Raw genomic sequence first — 12,467 nt, 5'->3', positions numbered from 1 at the left:
ATAACCGATGCGCCCGTAAACGTTAGCCGCAAAGGCCATCAAGCCTGCACCCACCCGAATCCCCGCCTGGCACTCAACCAGATAACAAAGTGCCACCCGCGGGGTGAGGAGTGCGGTGCAGGCGTGATTCACCACCCGCCGGGTCGAGGGTGCGGGGCGGGTTCGCCTTATTTCCTTAGCGGATAACCGGCCTTCTCCAGCGCTGCAACGGCCGACATCAGGATCTCATGCTGTCGTTCGCCCGAGATACCGCCTGCATCGGATTGCAGTCGAGCTCGGTAGCTGACGGCCATGCTTCCGGCGGGAATGGGATCGCCGGAGTAGATCGTCAGAAGCTCGATCGATCGCAGTTCGGGAATCTTCAGCGATTCGATCACGGCGACCGGCGCTGCCGTGGACGCGTTCTCTGCAAGCATCAGCGTAAGATCAAACTCCGATGCCGGATGCACGGAAGGCGGCCGATACGTATTATGCGTGCGGTTCGTATTCCACAGTTGAAAGAGGGCTTCGAAGTCGAAGTCGCCGATCACGCAGATGGGGCGTTTGATGCCGGCCCGACGACTGAAGTCGGGATGACACAGACCGATGCTGCCCAGCGTTTGATTCCCCGAAACAAAGGCAACCTGACATTTCGGATGAAGATAAAACGCGGGCTCGACGGAAGCTCCGGATGTGCGCGCATCATCCCCCGTTAGATGCATCGAGAAGGGAATGTTCAACGATTGCAGCACCTCTTCCATACGCCGGCGATGTTCCAGAAAGACGGCGAGGGCGTTATCCGATGTACGCTCTGTGCCCGTAACGCGTGTGTCGCGAGCGTCAGCGCCGTCTTCAAGATGCACAAGCGAAAGCTTCACGGGCTCTTCGGGAAGCACGCCTTTTTTTCCCGATGGAATAAAGATGCGACCCAGCTCAAAGAGCGATACGGAGGCGAAACGGTCCTGATTGATGACGGCCTGAGCAAGAAGCCCGGGAAGCTGTGACCGACGCATCTCGCTGCGATCGCTCTGGACCGGATTGCGCAGCGTGATGCCGCGTCCGCCGAAGAGGGCGTTATCCTCTGAAGAGGCGAAGCTGTAGTTCATCGTCTCGTCGTAGCCGCTCTGACGGATCATGCGCTCTTTCAGCAGGCGCTCGAAAACACGGCGACGATTGGGCGTGGGTTGTTCAACGGCAACGGGCGCCGGAACGGGCGTGATATTGTCGTAGCCATAGATACGACCGATCTCTTCAACAAGGTCTTCGGGAATCTGCACGTCGAAATACGAACGAAAAGACGGAACGATAACGTCGAACTTCGTCCCTTTCTCTTTCACCTCGAAATGCAGTCGGTGAAGGATGTCGGCGAACTGTTCGGGCTTCAGAGCGAAGCCGAGGCGGTTGTGTAAAAACTCAAGCGTGATCGGAATGTGATTCTGACGGGGCTTCTTGTCGACGGTCCACGCCTGGGTTAACGCTCCGCAACGCAGATCGGGGCTTGTCGCTGTCAGCAGCGATACGATACGATAGATCGCCGCCGGCGCCTTCACCGGGTCCTGGCCTTTCTCGAATCGACGGGCCGATTCCGTGCGAGGCGCTCCGGCAGAGAGCGCCCGTCTGATGCGATCGCGCGGAAACGTCGCCGATTCGATGAAGATGCTCTGCGTCGTCGGCTGAATGGACGATGTCTGTCCGCCGATCACGCCGGCAAGGGCGACGGCAGACTGAGCCTCAGCCTTTCCATCGTAAACGAAAATAGAACCGGCAGGCAACTCGTAGGTCTGCTCGTCAAGAGCGACAAACGATGTCTTTGCCTTTGCCGCCGAGCAGAGAATCGTATCGCTTTTCAGATTGGCGGCATCGAAGCAGTGATTCGGCTGCCCGATCTCAAACATGACATAGTTCGAGGCGTCGACGACGTTATTGATGCTCTTCTGGCCGATCGCAGAGAGCCGCAGCTTCATCCATACCGGCGCCGACGTTACCTGAACGCCGTCACAGTGCATGCCCTGATAGGTTAACGCCGCATCACCGACGATCTCGATGTTTTTCTTCGGCAAAGAGGCGACGGCCTTGATCTCTTTCGCCTGGGCAAGCGCCTCGGCGACGGGATCGTGTTTCAGTTTCTTCTTGAAGATGGCGGCAATCTCGCGGGCGAATCCGAAATGACACCAAAGGTCGGCGCGATGCGTGATCGACTTGTTGTCGATGTCGATGACCGTATCGTTATACGGAAAGATTTCGTCGAGCGGCAGACCGGCCTTCAGCTCGACCTTCTTCGCTTTCGTCGCGGCCGGCGAGGCTCCGAAATACGCCGGATCAAGCTCGTTCAGTATGATGATGCCGCCGTTGTCGCCGAGCACCGAATCGATCTTCAGTTCTTTTGCCGAGCAGATCATGCCCTCAGAAAGCGCGCCGCGAATCTTGCGCTTCTCAATGCGCAGCTCGCCGTCTGCCATGGGCAGCACGGCGCCGACTGGAGCAAAGGCGACGAAGATGCCGGCTCGCACGTTTGTCGCTCCGCAGATGACCGACCGTTCCTCGGTGCCGTCGAAGACGACGCATTTCGAAAGATGGTCGGAATCCGGATGTTTCTCGCACTGTCGCACCTCGGCGACGATCAGCTGCTTGAAGAAGGGCAGGGTGTCAAAGTATTCTTCGACCTCGCACGTAGACATCGTCAGCCGGTGTACGAGGTCTTCGATCTTGATGCCTTTAATGTCGACGTAATCCGAAATCCAGGAAAGAGAGAGTTTCATAGAGCGTTATCCGTAATGCCTTTTCGGGAATGAGTTATCAATTTGAATGGGGGCCGAGTTTCAGAGTCGTTACCCTGAGAACTGCTGTAAAAAGCGAAGGTTACCCGAAAGAAAATGTCGGATGTCTTCGATCTCATGACGCATCATGACGAGACGCGAAAGTCCCATACCGAAGGCGAATCCGCTCCACTCTTCGGGATCGATACCGCCGGCACGAAGCACGTTCGGATGCACAAGGCCGCAGGGAAGCAGCTCCACCCAGCCCGAGTGCTTGCATACGGGGCAGCCGTCGCCGCCGCAGATCAGGCAGCGAATATCGAGCTCGAAGCCGGGCTCGACGAAAGGGAAGTAGCCCGGTCGCAGACGCACCGTCACCTCGCGCTCAAAGAAGGCCGAAAGAAAGGTCTTCATCACGTGAATGAGATGCGCCGTTGAGATGTTACGATCGACCATCATGCCTTCGCATTGATAGAACGTATTCTCATGCGATGCGTCGGTCTCTTCATAGCGATAGACGCGGCCGGGCGCCACGATGCGAAACGGCGGCTTGAGCGACTGCATGGCGCGCACCTGCACCGACGACGTATGCGTGCGCAGAAGGAAGCCCTCTTCGGTCCAGAACGTATCCTGCATATCGCGGGCGGGATGATCGTCCGAGAAGTTCAGGTTGCCGAAGTTATTCTCATCGGTTTCGACCTCGGGGCCATCCATCAGACGGAATCCCATCTGAAGAAAAAGATCTTCGACCTCGTACTGGATGCGCGACATCGGATGCATATGCCCGTGCGAGCGAGCGACGGGACGAAGCGCATCAAAATGCTCGGTGGAAAGACGATCCGCCTCTGCCTTTCTTTCAAGCTCGGACTGTCGTTCCCGAAAGCGCGTCTCAAGCTCTTCGCGATAGCGGTTGGCCAGCGATCCGATCTCGCGCTTCTCATCGACCGATAGATCTTTGAGGGATTTCAGGGTTTCGGTGAGGCGACCTTTCTTGCCGAGGATCTCCTGATGCAGATCGCGCAGACCGGCAAGATCGGTAGTTTCCAGCGTCTGCAGTGCAGAAGAATGGATGAGTTCAATATCCTGTTTTAACGACATGGCGCCCTCAGAGTTGCGGATGGTTGAAGTAAGAGAGGAAGACTTCTTTTTCAAGCTCGAAGAGAGCATTAACGTGTAAAGTCTTTTCGATAAGATCGGTAGCCGTAAATTGAAGGGATTTAACCACGGAGGCACGGAGGAGGAAGGCAGGGAGGAGAAAGAGTTCCTCAGTCCACGAAATACTCGAAAAGCGCGAACAAAGAAAAGATCAAAGAATCCAACGGCACCGATACCGACCATCCTACCCCTGCTCCCGACTTTCCTTCTGGATTTCCTCCGTGCCTCCGTGGTTCATTTCTTCTTCCACTACGCCACGGTTCTCCTCCGTGCCTCCGGTGCGCCAGGATAAGCCTGTGTTCTCCCGTGGGTTGAAAGGTACCCACCCCGCAATTAGCCATTCGGCGGGTAGTGAAGCGTGCATCTGCTGGAGTAATCCATTTGGGTGAAGCCACGCGGATCAAATGTAAGGGCCGTAACAAAAGTGAACCGACATGAGCCTCGTTACACCATTAGCAGCGGCCAGCCTCTCGGAGTTGGTGAAGCCTGACACGGTCGGGGAAGCAATGGTTAGCACCCGACTGGCTGCTCGGGGTCAGAGCGGATAGCACTTGCAGAAGGAAGACATGAGGAACCTGGGAGGCCCGGTGAGGGATTCGGCAACGAGTGACAGGAATCCATAACTGTGACTCATCCTCATCGGGAGTCGGAGGAGTCCATAGTAGCGAGGAAGTCGGGTAATTCCGGTGGAGCGAAGGGACTCTGCCGAAAACAAGTTTGGATAAGAAAAGGAGTAAGACCGCTTGATGGAAACATCCTCTACGGAAGAAGGAAAGGGAACTGAGGCAGCGATACCGCTTAACCAGAAGGGACTTTCCGAGAAGCTCGCTCTTTTGAGATCGAAACTCTATCACAAGGCGAGGAACGAACCACGCTTCAAATTTTACGTGCTTTATGATCGTATCTTCAGGATGGACGTTCTGGAGGCGGCGTATTCACGAGTGAAAGCGAATCGCGGTTCTCCCGGCGTTGACGGGATAACCTTCAAACAAATTGAGAACAGCAAAGGAGGTGCGAAAGCATTTCTTGAATCGATACAGAAGGAACTGAAAGAGAAGACGTACAGACCAAGCCCGGTCCGCAGGAAGTATATTGCGAAGCCGGATGGAAGACGCCGTCCTCTTGGCATTCCGACGATTAAAGACCGAGTCGTGCAAATGGCGACTCTCCTGATTATCGAGCCTATCTATGAGGCTGATTTTCTCGACTGTTCCTACGGGTTCAGACCGAAAAGATCTGCACATACAGCGCTCGCAGAAATCAGAAGTCATATTCTGTCGGGTTTTCAGGCTGTATATGATGCTGATCTCAAAGGATACTTCGATTCCATCCCACATGACAAACTGATTCTCTGCGTTGAGCAGAGAATCAGTGACAGGTCGGTCTTGCGACTGATCCGGATGTGGTTGAAGACGCCTGTGGTTGAACCCCCCGACGATAAAGGGAGTCCACCACGCATCGCAAGATCGAAACAGGGAACGCCTCAGGGGGGAGTGATCTCCCCGCTGCTCGCGAACCTGTTTCTACATTACTTCGATAAGGTGTTTCATGGTCGTAACGGACCCGCTGTGTGGGCCAACGCAAAACTTGTTCGTTATGCGGATGACTTTGTCGTGTTGGCCCGGTATCAATCGGATCGCCTCACCGATTTTGTTGAGGGATTCATTGAAGCCCGCATGGGTCTTAAGATCAATCGTGACAAGACGAAGACAGTCAACTTGAAGGAGAAGAAAGCGAGTCTGGATTTTCTCGGGTTTACCTTTCGGTTTGATCGCGATCTCAAGGGCAGAAATCGAGACTATTTGAATGTGTTACCCTCTAAGAAAGCCGTGCAGCGGATGCGGGATAGGCTTAAGATCATGACGGGCAAGAAGATGTGCTATCAACCTATTGATGAGATGATAGGCGGTATCAACAGAACCCTTGTCGGCTGGTCAAATTATTTTCGCTTCGGTTATCCAGCGGCTTCCTTTAGAAAAGTCAACTCCTATACAGTTCATCGCTTAACAGTGCATTTAAAGAGAAGAAGTCAGCGTGGTTTTCGCCCGCCGAATGGTGTGAGCTTCTACTCCCAGATAAGCAAAATGGGACTGCTCTATCTCAAATGAATACGCTCTGGGATGGTCTGTTTTCGGGAAAGCCGGATGCGGGAAATCTGCACGTCCGGTTTGACGAGGGGGAGGGCTGCCGGGCTTCCGGCACCCTCTCTACTCTACTGGTTTCCTTCTGCTGTCGGCTTTAACGGGCCAGCGGGCGGCAATCGGGTGAAAAAAAGGTTGCTCTGATGCCTGCCGTCGTTGAACTGGTCCGAAACTCCAAATCGGATTGAGACCATGGCACTGCCCAAACGTAAAATATCGAAACAGAAAACCCGTTCGCGTAGAGCGCATCATGCTCTGGGCAAGCCGAATCTGGTCGCCTGCAAAAACTGCGGTTCTTTCATTAAACCGCATCGCGTATGTCCGACCTGTGGCTTCTACAAAGACCGTGTGCATCACGTCTTCAGCAAGACCGTAGAACGCGGCTGATTTTCATTTTCAGCATCCGAGAAGCGAGAAAGAGCAGCTGGTCTGCTCTTTCTGCGTTTCTATCGAAAGTATCGCAAAAATCCTGCTATCGATTCAGGTATCCAACAAGGGCGCGCACGGCGAAACGGGGCATGAGTCCGACCGTAGTCGCCATGAACCAGTTCACAAAGCCCGGAATGACGATCAGCTTCTTGCGCAGCCAGGCGTCATAGCCGATCCGTGCCACCTTTTCGGCCGACATCACAAGCGGACTGTTCACAAGCTGCGTATCGCGCATGCCGGCAGCATCGAAGAAAGGCGTTTCAGTCGGTCCGGGGCAGAGCACCGTCACACTGATGCGATGGGGCTTGAGTTCAACGGCAAGGCCCTCTGAAAAGAAAAGCACATGCGATTTTGAGGCGTAATAGTTCGTCATATACGGCCCCGGCTGAAAGCCCGCCGTCGAGGCGACGTTCAGGATCGACCCGCTACGACGCTCTTTCATCTGCGGTAGGAAGAGATGCGTCAGTTCGATCAGGCTGACGATATTCAGCTGAAGCATGCCCCGTTCCTGCTCCCAGGGAGTATCGATAAAAGGCCCGTGCGTGGCAATGCCTGCGTTATTCACAAGGTTTTCGACGGCCAGCTTCTTCCTCTTAATCGTATCATAGAGCTTCTTCGGTGCCTGCGGCTGGCTCAGATCGGCGGGGATCACATGGATCTCGATATCAAACCGGCTGCGCAGCTCTTTCGCTATCGCCTCCAGACGGTCAGTGCTGCGTGCGGTGAGGATCAGAGGATGTCCGTTTTCGGCAAAGATTTTTGCCAGCTCAAGCCCGATGCCGCTTGAGGCTCCGGTGATCAGAGTATAAAGAGTCATGCGTCAAACAACGGAAGATGGTGGCAGAAGTCAAAGCCCACACAGAAAAACCACGTATAAAAACCGAATCAGAAAAATCCGCTTAGAAAACCCAGGTAGAAAAACCCACCGACAGACCTCCAGAGTCTCACAAAAAAGTGGACCGAACGGTCTATAAGAATTTAGCTGGTACTGCCCGCAAGGACAGAACTCCTGCTCTCAGGCGTCCTCTTTTTCCGGGCAAAGCGGATTGACTGAAAAGTCAAAGATGAGATTGCTGGATTCGCCTCGCGGCGAGCAGAAGGAGCTTGGAATGAGTGATTCCGTAGATTTTATCGAGCTGGAAGGCCTTCGCCTGCCTGTATTTCAGGGTGATCCGGGATGGATTCCTCAGACCGACATCGTTCTGACGCCGGCCACGCGTGCCAACCTGCGCAAGATCCTGCCGCCGCTTCTGCGAGGCCATAACCTGCTGCTTGTGGGCGACGCAGGCGTCGGTAAAAACGCTCTTATCTATTATATCAACGCCTTGCGCAAGCATCCGACGATTCGCTACAGCTTTAACGAAGATACGCTTCCCGAAGACCTGGTCGGTTCCTACCGTATTCAGCCCGGCGGTTTTGTCTGGTCGGATGGCGCCCTGTCAGCTGCCCTGCGTCAGGGAGCTACCTTTGTGGCCGATGAGATGAACCTCGCCTCGCCTGAAGTCCTCAAGCGCTTTCAGTCGGTGTTCACAGAGCGTCGTTTGCAGATCCTCGAAGGCGATGGCTCCGTCATCGAGCCGCACCGGGGATTCTCGTTTGTGGCGACGCAGAACCCGTCCGAGGGTTTTGAGGGACGAAAGCCGCTTCCGCGTGAGATTCAGAAGTATTTCACAACCGTCTACCTTGATCCGTATCCCGACGAAGAGCTCGTCTCTATCCTCGCCGGATTGTATAACGCCATCCCCGAAGATGTGCTGCGAACGATTGTGCGCATCTGTCGCTCCGTTGAAGAGCTTGTCGTGCGTAAGAAGGTGGGCACGCGCGACCTCGAGCGTTTTCATTTTAATCTGCGCAATCTGAAACGCCTGGCCGCCCGACTCGAAGGACAGCCCGAGCATCTGATGCTTGAACTGAACGATATCTTTATCAGGCCGTTTCGCACCGAAGAGGATCGTGCGCTTCTTCGTGAAACGATCGAAGACGTTCTGAAAGAAGACGGATTCGGTTCTTACATCTCGAAGGCAAAACGCAGGATCGAGATCCACGTCGATATCGAAGGCGGACGTATCGACATCGGGCGAGCGCGTCTGCCGCTTCTCGGATCGGATCGTCAGGAGCGCGTGGAGCGAGCGTTGGGTAATTTCGCCCTTGTGCCGGCCCGCCTTGATGTGGCCGAGGCAGTAGCCCGTTCGTTACAGTTTAAAGAGAACGTGCTGCTTGAATCCGACGCCGACGTAGAGCCCGACGCCTACGCCCGTTTCTTCGCCGACCTCGCCGGTCTGCCCGTGCACGCCATCTCGCTTTCGCGCGGCATGCACACCTCTGACGTTCTCGGCGGTCTCAAGCCGGCCGGCAAAGATCAGGTCGAATGGGTGGACGGACCGTTAACCGACGGCCTGCGCAGCGGCGGAGTGCTCCTGATCCAGGGCCTTGAGGCCGCCGGTCCGGAGCTTGTCGAGAAGATGAACATGCTCATGGACGATGCGCGTGCGATGTCGCTTCCGGCAGAAAGCGGAGAATCGGAACCTTTAAAGCTGAAAGACGGCGCCCATGTGTTCGGCGTGAAATACTTTCGTTTACAGAAGACGACGCCGACCGTTTCGCGGGCCTTTCGAAATCGCTTCTCGGCCTTTGTCGTTCCGCCCGTCGTCGACGCAGAAAGCCTGCGCGGCATCATCGAACATGCACTGTCGCTTGAAGAAGGCGAGGGATCTTCTCTTACGACGCTCATTCTACAGTATCATGTCTTTGCACGCACGAAGGCCGAGAAACGTGAGATCGGCGCGACGCGCATGCAGCCGTATCGCTACGGCCTGACAAACCTTCTGCGTTTCGTCGACCTTGTCGGATGGGCCGCCGCCGAACCCGAGAACCTCACCGCCGAGAAGCTGCGAGAGGCGATCAGCGAAGGGGCGTCGATCGCCTACATCAATGAGATCGGCGATCCGCCGGAGCGGCAGATGATGCTTCAGGCTCTTGAGAAGATGCTTGACGGTACCGATCTGAACACCCTGCTTCGGGAGTTTGAATCGGTATCGAAAAAAAAAAGCCTCAACCTGAAGCCGCCCGTTAAAGGGAAGGTGAACTGGAATCAGGAGGAACACTGGCGTGATGCGACGACCGGCAAGGCCTCCTGGAACAGAGAACCGCAGAAGCTGAAAAAAGGCATCAACCTCAACACTCCCGAAACGGGCGGCTCGACGAAAGAGGGCGAAGATGCCTGGTATGGTGCCGACACTAAGGGCAATAAAGGCGTAGGCGAACCGGGTCAGGGCGGCGGCGCATGGGGCTACCGTACCGAAGAGCTTTACAAAGAGTTCCTGAAAAAGCGCCGTCCGCTGTGGAGCTACAATCTCGGCGTTTCGCTTGAAGAGTTCATCGAGATCTTCGCTCCTGAACTCGAGCGCGTCAGCCTTGATCTCGAACATCTTCTCGATCCGGACGTGCAGATCCGTCGACGTCATCGAGCCGAAGGCTCCCGCGTAGATGCGCGCAAGTATCTGTCGTATCTATCGGGCAAAGGCGATGATCGCATCTTTGATAAAACGACGATTCGCATAGACGAGGATCGCCTGCGCGGAGTGGAGGTGCTGTTCGCCCTGAATAAAGGCCGCCGCATCTTTAACTTTGAATACTCCGTCGCCGTGCTTGTCGCCATCATGAGCGCGGCCGAAATCCTCGACACACATCGCATCGCCTTCGGCGCGATCGGCTACTCCGATCTGACCAATCAGAAGATCGACATCGATCTGCAATGGCATAAGCTGATCGACGACATCTGGGGCCCCGATCGCCAGAGCGAGCTTTTTCATGGGTTAGCCGCCGACTGGCACGGCGATACGGTGTCGGAGTTCCAGATCCTCGACGAGCTGTCGACGATGTTCTCGGCCGACGCAAAGACGCGCATTCTCGTGATGAGCTCGGATTTCAGAGGGGCGAGGGCCCGCGTCACCGTCGAGAAGGATCTTTCGTCGCGCGATACGCGTGAGCTGAAAGAGCAGATCGATAGACTCGAATCTCGGGGCATTATTATGCTTGGAGTGGGCCTTGGTCCGCGCAACCTCTCGCAGGCGCTGTTCCGTCATCATCTGTCGATCACCGATGTGAACTACACGTCGCTTCCATCGATGCTTGCTCAGGAGATCTCTTCATTGATACATCGATATCATGAGATCTGATAGCGCATCGCTGCATTGTTTAACGGAGAATTAAGGATAAATAACATGAGCAAAGGCTTCTCGCTTGAAGATTCGCCGAATCATCGCTGTGTGAATGCGCAACCCGACAGCGTCTTTCTGCATCCGTCTTCGAGCGTAATAGGGAACGTGACGCTGGGCGAGCATTGCTCGATCTGGCCGTCGACGGTGCTGCGTGCCGACCTCGGAGCAATCGAGATCGGTCGTGGTGTGAACATACAGGACGGCAGCATCCTGCATACGGATTCAGGCGGCCGTCTGACCATCGGCGATTATACGTTAGTCGGGCATAAGGTGATGCTGCACGGATGTTCGATCGGGCGAGCCTGTCTTGTCGGTATCGGTACGATCGTACTCGACGGCGCACAGATCGGCGACGGGGCGATGATCACCGCCGGATGTCTGATTCGCGGCGGCATGAAAATCCCGCCCTTTGCCCTTGTCGTGGCGAAAGACGGCGATGTGAAGGTTTACGAGAATAAGGCCCGTACGCTGTTAACCGTAATGGGATCCCTTGAATATATCAGGCTGGCCCGCCGCTACGAAAAAGGCGAATTCGGGCCCGTGTCGTCCGAGGAGCACAACGCTTCTGAGGTCGAGGCACGTCGTATTCTCAAAGAGATGTTTGATCGCGATTTTAAGTAGGTCGGGGCCCGTCAGGGTGATGAGACACCGGTCTTACCGGCGTACATGACGGCAAAATAATTTTTGTACATCTGACTGCTTTTCTACCTGTAGAGGTAACAGGAGCAGATCTGATGAAACCGTTTCCACAGCTTCCGTCTGGTGCGGTGACTCTGTATCCGGTAATCAATCGCCTGATGCTCCGACTCCTGCCTTGAGCGGCCGTAACTTCAGGCCTGAAAAAATGCTTTACGGGCGGCGATGCCTTCTGTTCTTTATACCCATCGGGGGTATATCCCGAAAGAGGTGTGTATGCGTTTCCTTGTTCTTGCTGTTATGGCCGTTTCTCTTGCTTCGTGCAGCCCTTCGAATTCTTCGAACCCTTCCGGGGCGTCCCCGTCCGGACCTTCTGCCATCGAGCAGGCGATTAAAGACGGGGCGCTCATTGTCGATGTGCGTACTCCGGCAGAGTTTGCATCGGGACACTATCCTGGAGCAGTGAACATCCCGCTTGATGAGATCGATCGCCGTATGAACGAACTTGGCGCCGATACGAACCGCCCGATCGTGCTCTACTGTCGTTCCGGTCGCCGTTCGGGCATAGCGCTTGATCAGGTGCGCCGCGCCGGTTACACCAAGGCCTTTAACGGCATCAACCAGTCGTCGATGCCTTGCCCGACCGGAAAATGCTGAGTGGGTTTGTCTACAAGAACTTGAGCTTGCCGTCTTTCACCGAGCGATAATAGCAGCTGCGACGGGTGTCTCCGGCGGCGTCCTTAGTGTGGCAGACGCCGCCCTTTTCAGGAACGACAAGAAAGAGCAGGGAGTTCTGCTCGCAGTTGACGCGGATCTCTTCGAGCTTCAGATAATCGCCCGACGTCGCCCCTTTATGCCAGAGCTCGCGCCGGCTTGTTGAATAGAAGACGGCCTGACCGAGTTCGATGCTGCGAGCGAGGGCAGGGCGGTTGACGTAGGCGAGGATGAGCACCTCAAGCGTGCGCGCATGCTGCACTACGACGGGAAGCACAGGCTCGCCGCCCTTTGATACGGCCAGAAGCTTGTCAAAATCAAGATGTAGCTCGGCGCCTTCTTCGATAATTTCGTGAGAGACTTCGTGAGATGACACGGCGGTCGACGTCTCACGGTTATCGGGATTTTGAGATTCGCTCATTCTGAGAATCAGGGAA

Annotated in this window: 9 protein-coding genes; 5 read left to right on the top strand and 4 right to left on the bottom strand. The window is 55.3% G+C overall.

Features of this window, described 5'->3' with window-relative positions:
- Positions 1-167 precede the first annotated feature (167 nt).
- Positions 168-2,738: a phenylalanine--tRNA ligase subunit beta gene (gene pheT / locus LEPIL_RS01685; protein ID WP_002769334.1), complete on the bottom strand. Its 2,571-nt coding sequence runs from the start codon at positions 2,736-2,738 to the stop codon at positions 168-170.
- Positions 2,739-2,807: 69 nt separating this feature from the next.
- Entirely contained in the window at positions 2,808-3,833 is a 1,026-nt protein-coding gene (gene pheS / locus LEPIL_RS01680) for a phenylalanine--tRNA ligase subunit alpha (RefSeq protein ID WP_040919302.1), read from the bottom strand.
- 803 nt (positions 3,834-4,636) lie between these two features.
- Here pheS and ltrA point away from each other — a divergent pair.
- On the top strand, positions 4,637-5,998 hold the full coding sequence (gene ltrA / locus LEPIL_RS01670; protein ID WP_002769328.1) for a group II intron reverse transcriptase/maturase: 1,362 nt from the start codon (positions 4,637-4,639) through the stop codon (positions 5,996-5,998).
- A 225-nt stretch (positions 5,999-6,223) separates the two neighbouring features.
- Entirely contained in the window at positions 6,224-6,418 is a 195-nt protein-coding gene (rpmF, locus tag LEPIL_RS01665) for a 50S ribosomal protein L32 (protein WP_002769324.1), read from the top strand.
- A gap of 85 nt (positions 6,419-6,503) precedes the next feature.
- Here rpmF and LEPIL_RS01660 read toward each other — a convergent pair whose 3' ends face one another.
- Entirely contained in the window at positions 6,504-7,277 is a 774-nt protein-coding gene (locus LEPIL_RS01660) for an SDR family NAD(P)-dependent oxidoreductase (RefSeq protein WP_002769322.1), read from the bottom strand.
- A 247-nt stretch (positions 7,278-7,524) separates the two neighbouring features.
- Between LEPIL_RS01660 and LEPIL_RS01655 the strand changes: the two genes are divergently transcribed.
- The 3 genes from LEPIL_RS01655 (at position 7,525) to LEPIL_RS01645 (ending at position 11,973) form a co-directional block, all read left to right on the top strand.
- Positions 7,525-10,638 carry an AAA family ATPase gene (locus LEPIL_RS01655; protein ID WP_078123253.1) on the top strand — a complete coding sequence of 1,038 codons (3,114 nt, stop codon included), beginning with the start codon at positions 7,525-7,527 and terminating at the stop codon, positions 10,636-10,638.
- Positions 10,639-10,683: 45 nt separating this feature from the next.
- A complete protein-coding gene (locus LEPIL_RS01650) occupies positions 10,684-11,301 on the top strand; it encodes a gamma carbonic anhydrase family protein (protein ID WP_002769318.1) in 618 nt (205 codons plus the stop codon).
- A 291-nt stretch (positions 11,302-11,592) separates the two neighbouring features.
- A complete protein-coding gene (locus LEPIL_RS01645) occupies positions 11,593-11,973 on the top strand; it encodes a rhodanese-like domain-containing protein (protein WP_002769312.1) in 381 nt (126 codons plus the stop codon).
- Positions 11,974-11,983: 10 nt separating this feature from the next.
- Here the strand turns inward: LEPIL_RS01645 and LEPIL_RS01640 are convergent, their stop codons facing one another.
- Positions 11,984-12,451 carry a phosphoribosyl-AMP cyclohydrolase gene (locus LEPIL_RS01640; RefSeq protein WP_002769311.1) on the bottom strand — a complete coding sequence of 156 codons (468 nt, stop codon included), beginning with the start codon at positions 12,449-12,451 and terminating at the stop codon, positions 11,984-11,986.
- Between the last annotated feature and the right edge of the window lie 16 nt (positions 12,452-12,467).

Source organism: Leptonema illini DSM 21528, assembly GCF_000243335.1.
Classification (GTDB): domain Bacteria; phylum Spirochaetota; class Leptospiria; order Leptospirales; family Leptonemataceae; genus Leptonema; species Leptonema illini.
This window is presented reverse-complemented; position numbering and strand designations above follow the sequence as displayed.

Excerpts from the sequence above, each read along its gene's own strand:
- pheT (WP_002769334.1), bottom strand. The coding sequence starts at position 2,738 with ATGAAACTCTCTCTTTCCTGGATTTCGGATTACGTCGACATTAAAGGC.
- pheS (WP_040919302.1), bottom strand. The coding sequence starts at position 3,833 with ATGTCGTTAAAACAGGATATTGAACTCATCCATTCTTCTGCACTGCAG.
- ltrA (WP_002769328.1), top strand. The coding sequence starts at position 4,637 with ATGGAAACATCCTCTACGGAAGAAGGAAAGGGAACTGAGGCAGCGATA.
- rpmF (WP_002769324.1), top strand. The coding sequence starts at position 6,224 with ATGGCACTGCCCAAACGTAAAATATCGAAACAGAAAACCCGTTCGCGT.
- LEPIL_RS01660 (WP_002769322.1), bottom strand. The coding sequence starts at position 7,277 with ATGACTCTTTATACTCTGATCACCGGAGCCTCAAGCGGCATCGGGCTT.
- LEPIL_RS01655 (WP_078123253.1), top strand. The coding sequence starts at position 7,525 with ATGAGATTGCTGGATTCGCCTCGCGGCGAGCAGAAGGAGCTTGGAATG.
- LEPIL_RS01650 (WP_002769318.1), top strand. The coding sequence starts at position 10,684 with ATGAGCAAAGGCTTCTCGCTTGAAGATTCGCCGAATCATCGCTGTGTG.
- LEPIL_RS01645 (WP_002769312.1), top strand. The coding sequence starts at position 11,593 with ATGCGTTTCCTTGTTCTTGCTGTTATGGCCGTTTCTCTTGCTTCGTGC.
- LEPIL_RS01640 (WP_002769311.1), bottom strand. The coding sequence starts at position 12,451 with ATGAGCGAATCTCAAAATCCCGATAACCGTGAGACGTCGACCGCCGTG.